Here is a 16,839-nt window from a genome sequence, read left to right as displayed (position 1 = left end):
AGCCAGAACATACCCGGTGCCACCGGGTCCCAGCCGCACACGGGGACGTCGCTCGGACGCTCCGTGCGCAGTCCGGTCCACGCCTTGACCACGCCCGTGATCCGCAGGCTGGTCTCCCGCTCGATCATGGCGATCAGCCCGGCGACGGCGCCCTCGTGCGGTTGGGCGTCGCACGGTTCGCTGGGCTCGGCCTCCCCGAGCGAGATCATGGCGCCCGCGGCGTCGGGGCGGTAGTACCAGTCCTCGGCGGCATCGTCGACCATGGGGTGTTCCGGCGGCATGGGCTCCGCCAAGGTCACGAGGGCCGCCGTGCGCCGCAGAGGCCGTAATCCCTGGGGCGCCCCGCCGAACAGCGCTCCCACCTCGTCCGCCCACGCACCCGCGGCATTGACGACCGTGGCGGCACGCACGGTCTTCGGCGGGGCGGTGTCGAGGGTCAGCTCCCACAGGTCCCCGGCCCGCCTGGCATCGGTCACGCGGCTGTTCGTCCGGATCTCGACGCCGGCCGCCAGCGCTCGCTCGCGATGCCATGCCACGAGGGCGGTGGCATCCGTGCGCACGGCGGACTCGTCCACGGCTGCGGTCCGGAAGCGCTGCGGGTTTACCCGCAGTTCGGGGCACAGCTCGAACAGTTCGGCGCCCTCAAGGGTACGCAGCCCGGGAACGGTCATGGCGGCCACGTCCTCGGGCGAGCCGGCGACGACGAACGAGCTGGGCCACGCGAGCGGAGCCGCCAGATAGTTGCCAGCTTCGAGCAACCGGGCAATGCTCCAGCGGGTGAGCTCGAGCACCGGTTCCGGACCGTAGCTCGGGATCAGTTGCTGCGCGGACCGGGAGGACGTGTGCATTGCCGCGTCCCGTTCCGCCTCCAACACGAGGATTCCCTCACCAGTCCCCCGGTGTTCCGCCAGCTCCGAGGCCGCGGACAATCCGGCGATGCCTGCTCCGATGATCGCGATCTCAGTCGTCATGACCTCATTGTGGCACCCCACAGGTCGCATCCCGGAAGCCGGAGAGGAATCCTCCGGCTCGGCAATCGGGGCCCCGCAGGATGCCGTGGCGTGACAGCCCACACCATGGGATCCGGACCGGTTCCGGGTACGACGAAGCCCCGCCCCACACCGGGATCGGTGCGGGGCGGGGCTTCGAGGGGTCAGCGGCGGACCTCGGTCCACCGCATCACCCGGTCATCGCGAGCGATGAGTGCCTGGATCAGGCGGGGATGTTCAGAACCTGGCCCGGGAAGATCAGGTTGGCGTCCGCCACGGTGCCGGAGTTGGCGGCGAACAGGGCCTGCCAGCCACCGTTGACGCCCAGCTTGTTGGCGATGGTGCCCAGGGTGTCCCCGGCCTGCACGGTGTAGGTGCCGGCGGCGGGAGCGGCCTGCTGCACGGGAGCCGCGGGAGCGGAGTAGGTCACGGCCGGGGCCTGGGCCACGGGGGCAGCCTGCTGCACCGGAGCGGCCTGGGCCACGGGGGCAGCCTGCTGCACCGGTGCCGCCTGCTTCACGGGCGCGGCCTGCTGGACTGGAGCGGGAGCAGCCTGCTGCACCGGGGCAGCCTGCTTCACGGAGGACGCCTGGGTGCTCACCGAGGCGGCGGAGGCGACGCCTCCACCGTTGCCGGACAGGCCGAGCTTGGCGGAGCAAGCGGGCCATGCGCCCCAGCCCTGACCCTGCAGGACGTTCTCGGCCACGCGGATCTGCTCCCCCTTGGAAGCACCCTGAGCGGAACCGGTGCCGCCGAAGGCAGCCCAGGTGCTCGGGGTGAACTGCAGACCGCCGGAGAAACCGTTACCGGTGTTGGTGCCCCAGTTGCCACCGGACTCGCACTGAGCCAGGGCGTCCCACGTGGAGACGGGAGCGGCGTTGGCAGGAACGGCGAAGGCGCCCACGGCCACGCCGCCCATCAGGACAGCAGCGGCACCACGGCGAATAGCGGTTGAAGTCTTCATTATGCTCCGTAAGGCCACCTACGCTCGTTCCCATCCCTGGGTGTCTTCGCGCCGTCGTCCACCCTTGACAGTTGGTGTTAGGGGTAGAAACTACGGAATGCTGCCATACAGACGACGTACGGTGTTGCGGCAACATCCAGCACAAGCCGAGCCACGGATCGAGTGGGCCCGGAAGCGAACTTCCGCTCACGAAAGTCCGCTGAGGAAGTTGATAATAACGATAACGTAACGTTCCTGGCATTGCCAAACAGAAAGTTACTTTTTCGTTATCCCGTTTTTGGGGACACCCCCAGTCGCGGACACGTATCACGGCCACCACGGCCGATCAACTCCGGCCACGCTAGGCCACCCGCGACGAACGGGTCAACCCGGCCCGGGTTTCCGGCTCGCATAACGGTGTGATTGCCAACCGATAACGGTGTGATTACCACTACTCAGCACGGGGCCCAGGCCGCGATCACGCTGGTCACGCGGGCCTTTTCGTATGCGTTCGCGATCGCAGTGCCCGCTGAGTGTTCTTGCTCACTCAGCGCCGGTGGAACGGGCAGATCGGGGCGCTGCACCACCGCCCCGGCCTCGTGGGCGATCAATGCGCCGGCCGCCCAGTCGTGCTCGTGCAGTCCACGTTCGGAGTAACCGTCCAGGGTGCCGTCGGCCACCATGCAGAGATCCAGGGAGGCCGCTCCCAGGCGCCGCATGTCCGAGAAGTTCTCCATGGTGTCCAGGAACGAGCCGAATTGCTCACGCCGCACGGCGGGGTCGTACGAGAAACCCGTGCCGTAGAGCGCGCCCCGGCGGCCGGGATCCGGACCCGTGAGCCTCGTGTCCCGTCCGCCCCGCCGGACCCACGCACCCAGGCCTGCGACGCCGTAATAGATCCGCCCGAGAGCGGGGGCGTTCACGACCCCTACGAGCCAGTTCCCGTGCTCGTCGCACGCGGCCACGGAGGTGGCGTAGTACACGATGTCCCGGATGAAGTTGGTGGTCCCGTCCAGCGGGTCCACCGACCACCGCACGGGGCTGCGGTGCTCGGGCACGTACGTTCCCGACTCCTCCCCCGTGATGGCGTCCCGAGGCCGTTCACGGCGCAGGACGGCACTCACAGCTTCCTCCGCGGCGACGTCGAAGGACGTCACCCAGTCGCCGTCCGAGGACTTGGTCTGCGCGTGGAACTCGGTGCTGTCACGACCGCTCAGGACGTCGGCCCCGGCCTGCGCGGCGCGTAGCGCGACCTCCAACAGTTCCTGCAGCTCGTCCGACCCCGGACCCAGTCCTTCCAGTGCATCCGCCATCTCGCGTCTCACTTCCCCGCGTTGTCGTGGGATGCAGCGGCATCCGGGGCGTCAGCCGCGGTGCCCTGGCCATCCGACTCGGCCACGTCCGGGGCCGAGGCCTCCGGGTCACCGTCCTGGGCGTCCTCGGCCGAGGACGCTCCCGGTGCGGCAGCGGCGTCGTCGGCGTCGTCGAACGCCGACGGGCCCTGCGCGAGCAAGCGCTCGAAACCGGCCTCGTCCAGCACGGGAACCCCGAGCGACTCCGCCTTGTCGAGCTTGGAACCCGCGTTCTCGCCAGCCACCAGGAACGCCGTCTTCCTGGACACCGACCCGGACGCCTTGCCGCCGCGTTTTAGGATGGCCTCCTTCGCGGAGTCCCGGCTGTAGGCCTCGAGCGATCCCGTGACCACCACGGTGACTCCCTCAAGTGTGCGGGGGGTGGACTCGTCCACCTCTTCCTCCATGCGCACACCCGCGGCGGCCCAGCGGTCCACGACCTCACACCGCCACGGCTCCTCGAAGAACTCGATGACGGCCTGCGCGATGATGGGGCCCACCCCGTCCGTGCCCGCGAGCGTGTCCAGGCCCGCCGAGCGGATCGCGTCCATGCTGCGCAGGGACGTGGCCAGCGAGCGCGCGGCCGTGGGACCCACGTGGCGGATGGACAGCGCCACGAGGATCCGCCACAGGTCGGTGTCCTTGGCCTGTTCCATCTGCTGGAACATGATCTCCGTGGTCTTGGAGGGCACGCTCAGCTTGTTCTTGGTGGGCTTGGTCCAGAAGTACGGGACGAGTTCGGGGGTGACCCGCTGGGTCTTCTCCCCCGTCTCCTTGTCCGTGACGGTGCGCCGGGAGTCCCGCCACACCTTCACCTCCTTGAGGTCCTCCGGCGTGAGATCGAACAACCCGGCCTCGTTGCGCAGCGGGGGCACGGAGAACTCGGTGCCGTCCGGTGCGTCCTGGGGAACGGGTTGGGTCAGGGCCTTGGCCGCTTCCTCGCCCAGTGCCTCGATGTCGAAGGCCCCGCGACTCGCCGCGTGGTTGACGCGCTCCTTGAGCTGGGACGGGCACGTCTCCGCATTGGGGCAGCGGATGTCCACGTCCCCCTCCTTGGCGGGACGCAGGGGCGTGCCGCACGACGGGCACTCGGTGGGCATCACGAATTCCCGCTCCGTGCCGTCCCGCAGTGCGACGACGGGCCCCACGATCTCCGGGATGACGTCACCGGCCTTGCGCAGCACCACGGTGTCCCCGATGAGCACGCCCTTGGCCTTGACCACGTCCTGGTTGTGCAGGGTGGCCATCTCCACGGTGGAACCCGCCACGCGCACCGGGTCCATGAGTCCGAAGGGCGTGACGCGACCGGTACGACCCACGTTGACCAGGATGTCCACGAGTTTCGTATTGACCTCCTCCGGCGGGTACTTGTACGCCACGGCCCACCGGGGGACGCGGGAGGTGTAGCCGAGCCGGAACTGCGTGCGGCGGTCGTCCACCTTGATCACGATGCCGTCGATCTCGTGCAGCAGGCTGTGACGCTTCTCGCCGTACTCGGCGATGAACTCGAGCACCTTCTCCATCGAGTCCAGGACCCGGGAGTACGGGCTCACGGGCAGTCCCCAGTCCCGCAGGACGTCGTACGCCTGCGACTGCGTCTCCAGCTCGAAACCGCGGGAGAACCCGATGCCGTGCACGAACATGGACAGCGGCCGTCGCGCGGTGACCTGCGGGTCCTTCTGGCGCAGGGACCCCGCCGCGGCGTTACGGGGGTTCGCGAACGGCGCACGGCCTTCTTCCACGATGGCCTCGTTGAGGGCGCGGAAATCCTTGGATGAGATGAACACCTCGCCGCGGATCTCGACCTCTTCGGGGAAGTCCTCACCGGTCAGCCGCTGCGGGATGGTCTTGATGGTGGCCACGTTGTGGGTGATGTCCTCACCCGTGGTGCCGTCCCCGCGCGTGGCGGCCCGCACGAGTACACCGTTGCGGTACAGCAGGTTCACGGCCAGGCCGTCGATCTTGACCTCGCTCAACCACGCCACGGTGGGCGCACCCGGCAACTGCTCGACCTGCTGCTGGGCGCGGGTCAACCACGCCACGAGCTCGTCCGTGGAGAAGACGTCCTCGAGCGAGTACATCTTCTCGAGGTGCTTCACGGCGCTGAACGCCGCGGAAATGTCACCGCCCACCTCCTGCGTGGGGGAATCGTTCGCCTTGAGTTCGGGATGCAGGGCCTCGAACTCCTCGAGGGAGCGGTACAACCGGTCGTACTCGGCGTCCGACATGACGGGTTGGTCGTGGACGTAGTACGCCGTGCGTGCTTCGCGGACGCGGTCCGCGAGATCGGCGTACTCCTCCCGCAGTGCCTCGCTGGGCTCGTCCGGATTGAGGCTCTGGCCCGTGGCGTCCGTGGCCCGCCGCGCGTTGTCTGTGCTCACGCCCCCCATTGTGTCCCACCCCACCGACAGACACGAACACCCCCGGAACCTCGGTCCCGGGGGCGTTCGTCAGGCGGATCAGCGAGCGGTCACAGGGCCGTGACCGTAACCTCCGCGTGTGGGCGTTGCCGCCTGGGGTCCCACACGAGCACGCGGGAACCGCGCCAGTGGGCGCCCCGACCGTCGTCGTCCACCGAGACCGCCACCGTAGTTGGCAGCTGCACCGGGACGGCGAAGTCCACGGACCACGCGAAGGGGACTTCCGCGGGCACGCCGGTCAGCGCCAGCGCGCGCGAGGCCGTGTACATCCCGTGCGCGATCGCCCCCTTCATCCCGAGCGCCTTGGCGGACGGGTCGGAGAGGTGGATGGGGTTGTAGTCGCCGCTGACCGCCGCGTAGTCCCGCCCGGTCCCGGCGCCCAGGACCCACTGCGCGGTCTGCTGCGGCGGATCGAATGGTGCGCGCTCGTGGGAGGACTCCTCGGGAACGCGCGCGCCCTCGTCCGCGATCGCGGTGTGCACGCCCTTGGCCAGGTACGTGGAGCGCCCGGCCCAGACCACGGACCCGCCCTCGCGGGACAGTGTCACCACGGCGTCCACCGTGGTCCCGGACCGGTGGGTGCCCAAATTCTCGGTCCACGCCGTGGCGGTGAGCCGCTCCCCCACGGCCACGTCCGTGACGTGGCGGATGGTGTTGCTCAGGTGCACCATGCCCAGCACGGGCAGGGGGAAGTCCTTGCGCGTGAGCACCGACATGGCCACGGGGAACGCGAGCGCGTGCAGCGCACCCGAGAACACCGTGGTGTGCTGCGACCCCGGGGCCACGGGATGCGTGCTTGCGTGCACCACGCGGCAGAACTTCTCGTGCCACTCGGGTTCCGCGCTAACGTCCTCCACGACGTGGGCCACGCGCGGCACCTGCAGGGCAGCCCCCACGCGTTCCGTGCGGGACTTACGCAGCGCGCCGGGCAGCACGCGCCCCACGGGCGAGTCGCGCAGAGCCGGGAGCACCTTGTGCGTGGCCGCAGCGGCGGCGTCGGAAGCCGCCGACGACGCCGCGCGCGCCCCCGCGGACGCGTACAGCGCGGGCAGCTTCACCGAACCCGCCGGCTGGACGAGTTCGTAGTCGGAGGGAACGGTGGGCAGGACCGGGTCAGGAGTGCTCATGCGATCATGCTCCCACGAGGCTCTGGCCGCACACGCGCAACGTCTGACCGTTGATCCCACCGGCGGCGTCCGAGAGCAGGAACGTGATGGCCTGTGCCACGTCCTCCGGCGTGCCGCCCTGCTGCAGGGAGTTCAACCGGCGGGAGATCTGGCGGCGGGCCGCCGGGATCTTGGCCGTCATGTCCGACTCGATGAACCCGGGAGCCACGGCGTTGATGGTCCCGCCCTTCTCCGCGATCAGCGGTGCCGTGGCGGCCACCGCCCCGATCACCCCGGCCTTGGAGGCGGCGTAGTTGGTCTGACCGCGGTTGCCCGCCACGCCGCTCGTGGACGCGAGGCACACGATGCGCGGCGCCGGGCCCAGCTGATCGGAGGCGAGCAGGGTCTCGGTGATCCGCAACTGCGATTCGATGTTAACCGCGATCACGGAATCCCACTTGGCCTGGTCCATGTTGGCAAGCATCTTGTCCCGCGTGATGCCCGCGTTGTGCACCACGAGGTCCAGCCGGCCGTACCGGGCCACCGCGAGGTCCAGGATCTTCTGTCCGGCCTGCGGGTCCGTGACGTCCAGCTGCAACGCGGGCACGCGCAGTTCGTTGGCGAGCTTGCTCAGCGCGTCACCGGCGGCGGGCACGTCCACGGGGATGACCGTGGCGCCCGAGGCCGCGAGCGTACGCGTGACCTGTGCGCCGATCCCGCGTGCGGCACCCGTGACCACTGCGACCTTGCCCGCGACGGGGTGCACCCAGTCCACGTCCGCGTCCCCGCGGTCGTCACCCACGGTCAGGAACTGCCCGTCCACGTACGCGCTGCGGCCCGAGAGGAAGAAGCGCAGGGCGCCCGTGACACCGGGAGCGTCCGCAGCGACGTCGTCCGCGAGCAGGATGCCGTTGGCGGTCACGCCGCTGCGCATCTCCTGGGCGATCGAGCGCAGCATGCCCACGACACCCTGGCGCGCCGCGGCCTGCGACGGGGTCAACTGCCGCGCGCCGGGCAGCGTGCCCGACGCCGCTCCGGTCCCGATCCCGGGCGCCGGTCGCGACAACGTGATGACCCGCCCGCCCGGGCGCAGCTTGCGCACGGCCGAGGCCAGCTCGAGGGCGGCGTCCGCGAGATCGGCGGGGCTGTCGACCTCCGTGTAGTCGATCACCACCGCACCCACCCGGTCCACGTCCTGAGCGTGCCGGCGCACGTCCAGGTCCCAGCCGAGCAGGGCCGACGACGCGGCGTCGCCCGCCGCACCCCGGCCGAGCACGAGCACGGAGCCGCTCGGGAAGTCCCCGTCCGCGGTGAACCGGCGCAGCGTAACCGGGCGCGGGAGGCCCAATTTGCCCGCGAGCTGCTTGCCCAGCCCCGAATTGACCATGTCCAGATATGTGTCCGTCACTTGTGTCCTCTCCCAGAAATCGTGGTGTCTCGCCGTGGCCGTGAACTCGCTTAGACCGAGCGCAGCAGCATGGCCACACCCTGACCACCGGCGGCGCACACCGAGATCAGCGCTGTCTGCGGCTTGCCCGTCTCCTTGGCACGTGCGGCCAGTTCCTTGGCGGTGGAGGCAACGATGCGACCACCCGTGGCGGCGAAGGGGTGCCCAGTGGCGAGTGAGGACCCGTTGACGTTGAGCTTGGCGCGGTCCACCGAGCCCAGGGGCGCGTCCAGGCCCAGGCGGTCCTTGCAGAACTCCGGGGACTCCCATGCGGCGAGGATCGACAGCACGGTGGAGGCGAACGCCTCGTGGATCTCCACGAGGTCCAGCTCCTGCAGCGTGAGGCCGTGGCGGGCCAGCAGACGCGGCACGGCGTAGGCCGGGGCCATGAGCAGGCCCTCGTTGCCGGTCACGAAGTCCACCGCGGCGGCCTCGCTGTCCACGACCTCGGCGAGTGGTGTCAGGTGGTGCTCACCGGCCCATTCCTCGGACGAGATGAGCACCGTGGAGGCACCGTCCGTGAGCGGCGTGGAGTTGCCGGCCGTCATGGTGGCTTCACCGGAGAGCTTCTTGCCGAACACCGGGTTCAGCCCGCCCAGCTTCTCCACGGTGGAGTCCGGGCGCATGTTGTTGTCCTTGGTCAGACCCTTGAACGGGGTCACGAGGTCGTCGAAGAAGCCCCGCTCGTACGCGGCGGCCAGGTGCTGGTGGGAGGCCGCGGCCAACTCGTCTTGGGCCTCGCGTGTGATGCCCCACTTCTGGGTGGTCAGCGCCTGGTGCTCACCCATGCTCAGGCCCGTGCGCGGCTCACCGGACGAGGGCACCGACGGCGAGAGGTCGCCCGGGCGCAGGTCCTTGAACGCCTTGAGCTTCTGGGCGGTGGTCTTGGCGCGCTGCAGCTTGAGCAGCGCGCGGCGCAGCCCCTCGCTCACGGCGATGGGAGCGTCCGAGGACGAGTCCACACCACCGGCGATCCCGGCCCGGATCTGGCCCAGCCGGATCTTGTTGGCGATCGAGCTCACGGTCTCCATGCCCGTGGCGCACGCCATCTGGACGTCGTAGGCCGGGGTCGCGGGGTCCAGCGCGGAGCCCAGCACGGACTCGCGCGTGAGGTTGAAGTCCCGGGAGTGCTTGATCACGGCACCGGCCGCCACGGCGCCCAGGCGTTCGCCCGCGATCCCGGTCCGGGCCACGAGCCCGTCGATCGCGGCGGTCAGCATGTCCTGGTTGGACGCGTTCGCGTACGGCCCGCCCGCGCGGGAGAAGGGGATGCGGTTGCCCGCCACGACGACGGCGCGGGCTCCCGTCGCTCCGCCCTGCGGCGCGGAGGAGGCGGCCGGGGCCGCAACTCGCTTGGCGGCTTCGGAACCGGTTCCGGTGGCCGGGGTGGACGGTGCCGTGTTCTGCGTGTTCTCGCTCATGCGTAGTTCCTTTCGGGGAATTTATGCGATCTGGATCACTCGGGATCCAGAATAGCTGATACTCTCGGTATCGTGAAACAGGTCACCCACCCCGTGGACGGCAGGAGCTCGCGTTGGCAGCGGCACCGCGCCGTGCGGCGGATCGAACTGATCACGGCCGCGCGCGACGCCGTGGCCGCGAACGGTGCTGCGCTGTCCATGGAGGAGATCGCCACGGCGTGCGGGACCTCCAAGTCCGTCTTCTACCGCTACTTCAAGGACAAGGCCGGCGTGCAGGCCGCGGTGGGTGAGTACTTCGTGACCCGGATGCGTCGACGCATGGTGGCCGCGGCCAGCGAAGCGGACACGTTCGCCGTTATGATCCACGCCCTCGTCTCCGAGTACCTCAAGTCCGTGGCGGCCTCCGGTGAGGTCTACCGCTTCGTGGTGACCGCACCCAAGGAACGGGGTTCCACGATCGAACGCTTCGTGGATTCCGTAAGGGACCTGCTCATGGAGCAGCACATGCGCCACCACGGCAGCCGGGCCACGCCCGAGGGGGTCCTGAAGTGCTGGGCCGCTTCCACCGTGGGCATGGTCCGCGGTGCGGGTGAGGCCTGGCTCGAACTCGGCGGCGATACCGCGAAACCGGATCGCCACACCATGAGTCGGATCATCACCACGTGGGCCGTGGAGGGCCTGCGCCCCGTGACCAGCAGTGAATCCGCACCACCAACTTCCCCCACCAGGACGACGGGTAAACCACCCGTCCCAGAGAACCGTCAGGAGTCATGATGTCCATTACCTCGGTCAGCGGAACAGTTCCCAATACCGACCGCATCGAAGACCTGCCCGAGGACGGTGCCACCACCCCGTCCGGGATCGACACCGCCGAGCTCGGCGCCATCCTGCTGGGGCGCTGGCCCGAAGCACGCAAGGCGGCACGCGAGCGGGCGAAGGATCCCCGCTTCCAGTCCCAGTACGACCAGTCCTTTGCGGACCAGCGCAACGTCACGTTCGAGCAGCTCAAGCTGCTCGCGGATGCCGGGCCCCAGTACCTGGGCATGCCCGAGAGCGTGGGCGGGGCCATGAGCCCCGGCGCCAACCTCTCCGCGTTCGAGGAGCTCGTGCTCGCGGACCCGTCCCTGCAGATCAAGTCCGGTGTGCAGTGGGGCCTGTTCGGCTCCGCCGTGCTGAATTTGGGCACCGAGGAGCACCACAAGAAGTGGCTGCCCTCCATCCTGGACCTCAGCATGCCCGGTGCGTTCGCCATGACGGAGATCGGCCACGGTTCTGACGTCGCCTCGATCGGCACCACCGCCACGTACATCCCGGAGACGGACGAGTTCGAGATCCACACGCCGTTCAAGGCCGCGTGGAAGGACTACCTCGGCAACGCCGCGGTGCACGGCCGCGCGGCCACCGTGTTCGCGCAGCTCATCGTCAACGGTACCAACCACGGTGTGCACTGCCTCTACGTGCCCCTGCGGGACGAGAACGGCGAGTTCCTGCCGGGCGTGGGCGGCGAGGACGACGGCCGCAAGGGTGGGCTCAACGGCATCGACAACGGCCGACTGCACTTCGACCACGTGCGCGTGCCCCGCACCAACCTGCTCAACAAATACGGGGACGTGGACGAGAACGGCGTCTACTCCTCCCCCATCCCGTCCCCGGGCCGGCGCTTCTTCACCATGATCGGCACGCTGGTGCAGGGCCGCGTGTCCCTCGACGGCGCCGCGACCATCGCGAACCAGGCCGCGCTGAGCATCGCGGTGCGCTACGCCGAGCAGCGTCGGCAGTTCACCACGGACTCGGACATCCAGGAGCAGACGCTGCTGGATTACCAGCGCCACCAGCGCCGGTTGATCCCCCGGATCGCCGAGACGTACGCCATGACGTTTGCGCACCAGCAGTTGCTCGACAAGTTCCACGAGGTTTTCTCGGGCGAGGACGACTCGGACGGCAACCGTCAGGAGCTCGAGACCCTGGCGGCCGCGTTCAAGTCCCTGTCCACCTGGAGCGCGCTCGACACCCTCCAGGAAGCGCGCGAGGCGTGCGGTGGCGCGGGCTTCTTGGCCAAGAACCGGCTCGTGGAACTGCGCGCGGACCTGGACGTCTACGTCACGTTCGAGGGCGACAACACCGTGTTGCTGCAGCTCGTGGCCAAGCGCCTGCTCAACGATTACTCGGCGGAGTTCAAGAACGCGGACGTGGGCGTGATGGCCCGCTACGTGGCGGACCGCGCCACCGAGGCCGGCTTCAACCGCTCCGGGTTGCGCAAGCTGACCCAGGCGTTCTCGGACACCGGGGACTCCCGCAAGTCCGTCAACGCCCTGCGCGATCCCGCGGCCCAGCGCGCGCTGCTCACCGACCGGGTGCAGACCATGATCGGCGACATCGCGGACGAGCTGCGGGCCGTGTCTCGCAAGTCCCGCACCGAGCAGGCAAAGGCGTTCAACGATAACCAGAACCGGCTGCTCGAGGCCGCCCGCTCCCACGCCCAGTTGCTGCAGTGGGAGGCGTTCACCGCTGGTCTCGAGAAGATCGAGGACCCGGACACCAAGCGCGTGCTCACGTGGCTGCGGGACCTCTTCGGCCTGCACCTGATCGAGCAGGACCTCGCGTGGTACCTCTCCTACGGTCGGCTCTCGATGCGCCGCGGCCGCGCTCTGGAGTCCTACATCAACCGCCTCATTGCGCGCCTGCGCCCCTACTCCCTGGAGCTGGTGGACGCGTTCGGGCTCTCGCCCGAGCTGCTGCGCGCTGAGATCGGCGGCACGGTGGAGGCCGAGCGCCAGGAGGAGGCCGCGGGCTACTACCGCCGGTTGCGCGCGAGCGGCAAGGCCCCCGTCAAGGAGCCCAAGCCCGCCAAGGACCCGGGCGCCCAGACGCGCGGCCACCACGCCTGACCCGGCCGGCTCGCGCGGGGGTTCCGCGTCCGCGTGAGCCGCGCCCCGACCGTTTCATTGCGAACGAAACGCTCGGGTTGAGGCGCGCACGCAAGCGTGCCCAGGCACCGGCCGAGCGGTGCCCGGGACGTGAACTCAGCGGATCCTGGGGATGGACGTGGTGTTGGCGCGGGGGTCGTCCGCGCGCAGCACGTCCGCGACCACAAGCGTGACATTGTCCCGGCCACCAGTGCGCAGCGCGGCCTGGACCAGGACGTCTGCGGCCTCCTTGGGGTGCGGGACCGAGTGCAGGACGCGGGCGATGTGCGCGGGCGAGAGTTCCCCCGTGAGACCGTCGGAGCACATGAGCAACCGCTGCCCCGGCACCGCGGGCACCACGATCACGTCCGGTTCCCAGATCTGGCCCGTGCCAAGGGCGCGCGTGATGACGTTGCGCCGCGGGTGCACGAGCGCCTGGGCCGGGGTGAGCTGGCCGATCGAGACGAGGTACTGCACCTCGGAGTGGTCCACGGTCAGCTGGGTCACGCCCACGGGTCCGGTCTCGGTCGTGGGCGGCTCCCCCACGGGCGGGCCTACGAGCTGGTAGGTGCGCGAATCCCCCACGTTGAACACGAGCCACAACCAGGTACCGGCGATCTCCACGAGCCACGCACCCGTGACCGTGGTCCCGGCGCGCGTGCCGCACTGGGCCTGGATGGCCTGGTCCGCTTCCCACAGCACCGAGCGCACCCGATGCACGGCCTCCAGTGCCTCGTTGGGCACGTCCGGGTCGAGCTTGAGCTGGCGGTCGATCGTCGCGCGGAACCGGGCGACGTCCGATCCGGGTGCCGGCTCCACGATCACGTAGTCGCGGAAGTCGTCGAGCGAGAACAGGTCCGAGCCACCCAGCGTGGACACGCACAGCGCACTGGCCACCTCACCGGCCTCGTGACCGCCCATCCCGTCTGCGACGGCACACATGGTGTCCGTGACGATCAGTGCGTCCTCGTTCGTCTCACGACGCAGTCCCCGATCGGTGACACCGCCCGATCGGATGGTCAGGGGAACGGTCATTCGACCTCGTCTTCCAGAAAGGGCCCGTGGCCCTGGGTGATCGACACGGGGCGCACGTCCCCGAAGCCGCGCACGTTGCGGGTGGGTTGCGGGGTCAGCACGAACCGGTCGTCGCCGCCGAGCACACGGGCGGTGGAGGCGTCCACCATGACACCCCCGGGTTCCGTAAGGGCCACGAGCCGGGACGCGAGGTTCACGGTGGGCCCGTAGAGATCACCGAGTCGCGGCAGCACGCGCCCCCACACGAACGCGACGCGGGCCTGCGGCAACAGGGGATCGTTCTTGATCACGCGGGCGAGTGCGAGCGAGATCTGCGCCCCACCCTCGGGGGTCTCGGACAGGAACATTACTTCGTCGCCGATGGTCTTGATCACGCGGCCACCGCCGATCGAGATCACCTCCGCGCACCGCTTCTCGAAGCGCTGCACGAGGTTGGCCAGGGTGCGCTCGTTCATCTGCCGGGACAGGGACGTGTAGGAGACGAGGTCCGCGAACCCCACGCCGCGCGCGAGCGGCAGGGACGAGGAGCCCACGTCCGGGCCCTCCAGCCCGAGGCTCACCGTGGACCCGTCCGCGCGTTCACCGCGCATGGCCAGTCGTTGCACGGCTGCGGAGAGCTGACGGCGCCACGCGTAGTCGAGCAGGTTCTCGAGCGGTTCGAGAATCTCCGGGAGCATGCGCAGCAGTTCGCGCCGTGCCTGGGCGTCCGTCATGTCCCGGTGGGCCACCATGTCCTCGACGAGCGCCTCGATCTGCCACACGACCATGCGGTCGGTCAGTTGCGCCACGGAGCGGGCCAGGGACAGCGCGGCCTCCTCGCTGAGCTTCTCCTCCTGCACGAGGTTGGAGACCACCCGCAGGGCCCGGACGTCCTCGCCCGTGAAGTAGACGTCGTCGTCGCTGAGGTTCGGGAAGCCCAGGGCACGCCAGATCTTCCGGGCGGACGCCGTGGACAGCCCCGCTTCGCGCGCGGCCTCCCGGCGCCGCAGGTGACGCTGCGAACCCAACAACAGGGAGTCGAGGTGGCGCGCCGCCGCCTTGGACTCCTCCGACCCGTACAGGTTGGACTGCACGGGATTGTGCACGTTCAGGTTGAGCTGTTCGGTCTGCGGCCCGGTGACGTATCCGTCCGTGTGCTCCGAGGGGTCGTCAGCCACGCGGTCCTCCTTGCTGGGCGATATGGGTTCCGGGATACCCCGGTCCGGCCGTGTTGCCTCCACCACTGTAGTTGCCCGCGTCCGCCGCGGACTCGCGGACCAACGCGGCGAAGCGGGCCGGTTGCGGGCAGCTGGCGAGTTTGAGCCCGCCCAGGCCCCCGAAATCCGCGAGCACGGTGCCGCGGTCCAGGCCCTCGCGGGCCTCGCCGGGCCGGGTGGCCCCGCGCGTGACGCGCACCGAGCGCAGTTCGTTCAGGGGCAGGAACACCGCGCCGTTCCGTGCCGGGGGCCCCACGAGGGCAAGCCGCGCGGTGGTCAGCACGAAGCGCGTGCGCAGCCAGCGCCACGCGGGCGAGAGCACGAACCGCCACGCGAGCAGCAATGCCGCGATGAGCAGCAGCCACCCCACGAACGCGTGCAGCGTGGTCCATGGGGTGGCTGTGGGCCGCCACGTGAGGTCCAGGACGCGGCGCAGGGCCGAATAACCGAACACGATCGCCCACGCGGCGAGCGCCGGGGCCACGAGTTTCAAGGGGTGGGCGCGGGTGGCCACGACCGTGTCCTCACCCGGTGCCAGGTCCAGGGCGCGGCGCGAGCGTGTCATCGGGGCCTCTCGTTCTCGTGTCCGGCGTCCTCCGGGGTGCGGGGACCGGGTCGCACGTGGACGACGTCGCCCGCGCCGTACTCGTGCTCGCGGCCGTCGTCGTCGCGCACGCGCAGCTGACCGGACGCTCCCAGCCCCACGGCGGTGGCGGGCAATGGTGCGTTGCGCCCGGGCAGGTGCACGAGCACGCGGCGTCCCAGGGTGTCGAGAGCGGATTCGAGCTCCCGTCGCAGTTCCCCACCCGGCCCGAGTTGCGCGGCGGGGTCCACGCTCGCGCGGTCGAGGGCGCGGGAGAAGTGGGCGAGCACCCCGGTGAGCACCGCGCTGCGCGTGGGGACAGCGGCGTCGTTCCCGGTCTCGAGGCGCAGGGACGTGGCGCCGGGGACCGGGAGGTGGCACTGCTGGACGTTGATGCCCGCGCCGAGCACCACGGTGGGTCCTTGGTGTGCGGCACCGGGGGGCGAGGGTACGAGGGACGCGAGGATGCCGCAGACCTTACGTTCGCGGATCAGGACGTCATTGGGCCACTTCACCGCCGCGGGGACGCCGGTCAGCTCGCGCACGGTGGCCGTGACACTGTGCGCGAGCATTAGCGTGAGCCACGGCAGGAGGTCCTGCGGCCACGCGCGGCCCGAGCGGTCCCGCGGCGTGAGGGCCACCGAGAACGTCACGGCGGTGCCCGCGGGGGTGAACCAGCTGCGGTCCAGGCGCCCCTTGCCGCGGCTCTGGAATCCCGCGACGACCGCTCGCAGCGGTGCCCCGGCGGCATCGTGCGCCGCGTCCCGCGAGAGCTGTTCGACGAGCCACTCGTTGGTGGACGGGACGCTGTCCAGGATCGTGAGGCGGCACCCGTGGCCGCGCAGCGCCCCGTCCAGCTTCGCGGCGCGGTAATCCGCGGCGGGCCGGTCCTCGGTGGCTTCCATGGGTACTCCTCACATGACTGTGCCGACGACGCATGTCGACGACGGGGCGGTACGGCAAGTTTATGTCTAGCGTCGTGAGCCGGGCATATGCTGGGACCAGCCAGCGCCACCACGAGAGGACCCGGTATGAGCGTCTACGCCTTGAACTACGTCTACGGCGGCCCGCAGGACATCCTGACCGAGCACCGCCCCGCCCACCGCGCGTTCCTGCGCGAACTGCACGAGCGCGGCGTCGTGATCGTCTCGGGGCCCTTGGAAGGTGACGCCGCATTGATCGTCCTGCGTGCGGACAGCGCCGAGGAGATCGAACGGATCATCGCCGAGGACCCCCTGGTGGTCCACGGTGTGGTCACGGAGCACACGATCCGGGAATGGACCGTGACGATCGGCTCGGTGGGGTCCGACACCTCCGCCTGAGGGACCCGGGACGCTCGCGCCCGTCGAAAGAGCACCGGCCTGCGTTGTGGGACTTCTACAAAGGCGCGTGTGGGCCCTGCAATTACACTGGGGGGCGTTCCCAGGGCTCGCGGTACGCC

14 protein-coding genes are annotated in these 16,839 nt (G+C 69.9%); 3 read left to right on the top strand and 11 right to left on the bottom strand.

All coding sequences use genetic code 11. The features are described from left to right. The 7 genes from J1M36_RS11575 to J1M36_RS11545 all read right to left on the bottom strand — a co-directional run. Positions 1-971, bottom strand: a 971-nt coding sequence (locus tag J1M36_RS11575) for an FAD-dependent oxidoreductase (RefSeq protein ID WP_206479939.1), incomplete at its 3' end; no start/stop codon positions are given. Between the two features lie 241 nt (positions 972-1,212). Continuing rightward, positions 1,213-1,953, bottom strand: coding sequence for a transglycosylase family protein (locus tag J1M36_RS11570; protein ID WP_206479743.1), 741 nt, complete (start codon positions 1,951-1,953; stop codon positions 1,213-1,215). A gap of 434 nt (positions 1,954-2,387) precedes the next feature. Further along, on the bottom strand, positions 2,388-3,245 hold the full coding sequence (locus J1M36_RS11565) for an inositol monophosphatase family protein (RefSeq protein WP_206479741.1): 858 nt from the start codon (positions 3,243-3,245) through the stop codon (positions 2,388-2,390). A gap of 8 nt (positions 3,246-3,253) precedes the next feature. After that, on the bottom strand, positions 3,254-5,665 hold the full coding sequence (gene ligA / locus J1M36_RS11560) for an NAD-dependent DNA ligase LigA (protein WP_342358343.1): 2,412 nt from the start codon (positions 5,663-5,665) through the stop codon (positions 3,254-3,256). Positions 5,666-5,754: 89 nt separating this feature from the next. After that, positions 5,755-6,831 (bottom strand): MaoC/PaaZ C-terminal domain-containing protein, encoded by a 1,077-nt coding sequence (locus J1M36_RS11555; protein ID WP_144999024.1) that lies wholly within the window; start codon positions 6,829-6,831, stop codon positions 5,755-5,757. Positions 6,832-6,835: 4 nt separating this feature from the next. Further along, on the bottom strand, positions 6,836-8,218 hold the full coding sequence (locus J1M36_RS11550; RefSeq protein WP_206479738.1) for a 3-oxoacyl-ACP reductase: 1,383 nt from the start codon (positions 8,216-8,218) through the stop codon (positions 6,836-6,838). A gap of 50 nt (positions 8,219-8,268) precedes the next feature. Beyond that, positions 8,269-9,678, bottom strand: a complete 1,410-nt coding sequence (locus J1M36_RS11545; protein WP_085106621.1) for an acetyl-CoA C-acetyltransferase — start codon at positions 9,676-9,678, stop codon at positions 8,269-8,271. 72 nt (positions 9,679-9,750) lie between these two features. On the opposite strand from J1M36_RS11545, the gene J1M36_RS11540 reads away from it, so the two are divergent. Together J1M36_RS11540 and J1M36_RS11535 are read left to right on the top strand one after the other, a co-directional pair. Continuing rightward, entirely contained in the window at positions 9,751-10,452 is a 702-nt protein-coding gene (locus J1M36_RS11540; protein ID WP_342358342.1) for a TetR/AcrR family transcriptional regulator, read from the top strand. After that, positions 10,452-12,566, top strand: coding sequence for an acyl-CoA dehydrogenase (locus J1M36_RS11535; RefSeq protein ID WP_206479935.1), 2,115 nt, complete (start codon positions 10,452-10,454; stop codon positions 12,564-12,566). Before J1M36_RS11540 ends, J1M36_RS11535 begins: the two co-directional genes overlap by 1 nt. 135 nt (positions 12,567-12,701) lie before the next feature. On the opposite strand, the gene J1M36_RS11530 is transcribed toward J1M36_RS11535, so the two are convergent. From J1M36_RS11530 to J1M36_RS11515, 4 genes are read right to left on the bottom strand one after another with little or no spacing between them, the layout of a single operon-like run. Further along, on the bottom strand, positions 12,702-13,619 hold the full coding sequence (locus J1M36_RS11530) for a PP2C family serine/threonine-protein phosphatase (protein ID WP_144999020.1): 918 nt from the start codon (positions 13,617-13,619) through the stop codon (positions 12,702-12,704). Next, complete coding sequence (locus J1M36_RS11525; protein ID WP_206479736.1) at positions 13,616-14,776, bottom strand: adenylate/guanylate cyclase domain-containing protein; 1,161 nt, start codon at positions 14,774-14,776, stop codon at positions 13,616-13,618. Before J1M36_RS11525 ends, J1M36_RS11530 begins: the two co-directional genes overlap by 4 nt. Then, positions 14,769-15,380 carry a hypothetical protein gene (locus J1M36_RS11520; RefSeq protein ID WP_206479735.1) on the bottom strand — a complete coding sequence of 204 codons (612 nt, stop codon included), beginning with the start codon at positions 15,378-15,380 and terminating at the stop codon, positions 14,769-14,771. The genes J1M36_RS11525 and J1M36_RS11520 overlap by 8 nt, the downstream gene beginning before the upstream one ends. Next, complete coding sequence (locus tag J1M36_RS11515; protein ID WP_206479733.1) at positions 15,377-16,303, bottom strand: biotin--[acetyl-CoA-carboxylase] ligase; 927 nt, start codon at positions 16,301-16,303, stop codon at positions 15,377-15,379. The genes J1M36_RS11520 and J1M36_RS11515 overlap by 4 nt, the downstream gene beginning before the upstream one ends. A 126-nt stretch (positions 16,304-16,429) precedes the next feature. On the opposite strand from J1M36_RS11515, the gene J1M36_RS11510 reads away from it, so the two are divergent. Next, positions 16,430-16,720, top strand: coding sequence for a YciI family protein (locus J1M36_RS11510; protein ID WP_064846905.1), 291 nt, complete (start codon positions 16,430-16,432; stop codon positions 16,718-16,720). The last annotated feature ends 119 nt before the right edge of the window (positions 16,721-16,839 follow it).

Origin of the sequence: Kocuria sp. KRD140 (assembly GCF_017168375.1) — a bacterium.
In the GTDB taxonomy this organism is placed as follows: Bacteria; Actinomycetota; Actinomycetes; order Actinomycetales; family Micrococcaceae; genus Kocuria; species Kocuria marina.
This window is presented reverse-complemented; position numbering and strand designations above follow the sequence as displayed.

Bases quoted from the DNA above. Each gene is read 5' to 3' on its own strand.
- J1M36_RS11570 (WP_206479743.1), bottom strand. From the start codon at position 1,953: ATGAAGACTTCAACCGCTATTCGCCGTGGTGCCGCTGCTGTCCTGATG.
- J1M36_RS11565 (WP_206479741.1), bottom strand. From the start codon at position 3,245: ATGGCGGATGCACTGGAAGGACTGGGTCCGGGGTCGGACGAGCTGCAG.
- J1M36_RS11555 (WP_144999024.1), bottom strand. From the start codon at position 6,831: ATGAGCACTCCTGACCCGGTCCTGCCCACCGTTCCCTCCGACTACGAA.
- J1M36_RS11545 (WP_085106621.1), bottom strand. From the start codon at position 9,678: ATGAGCGAGAACACGCAGAACACGGCACCGTCCACCCCGGCCACCGGA.
- J1M36_RS11535 (WP_206479935.1), top strand. From the start codon at position 10,452: ATGTCCATTACCTCGGTCAGCGGAACAGTTCCCAATACCGACCGCATC.
- J1M36_RS11530 (WP_144999020.1), bottom strand. From the start codon at position 13,619: ATGACCGTTCCCCTGACCATCCGATCGGGCGGTGTCACCGATCGGGGA.
- J1M36_RS11520 (WP_206479735.1), bottom strand. From the start codon at position 15,380: ATGACACGCTCGCGCCGCGCCCTGGACCTGGCACCGGGTGAGGACACG.
- J1M36_RS11515 (WP_206479733.1), bottom strand. From the start codon at position 16,303: ATGGAAGCCACCGAGGACCGGCCCGCCGCGGATTACCGCGCCGCGAAG.
- J1M36_RS11510 (WP_064846905.1), top strand. From the start codon at position 16,430: ATGAGCGTCTACGCCTTGAACTACGTCTACGGCGGCCCGCAGGACATC.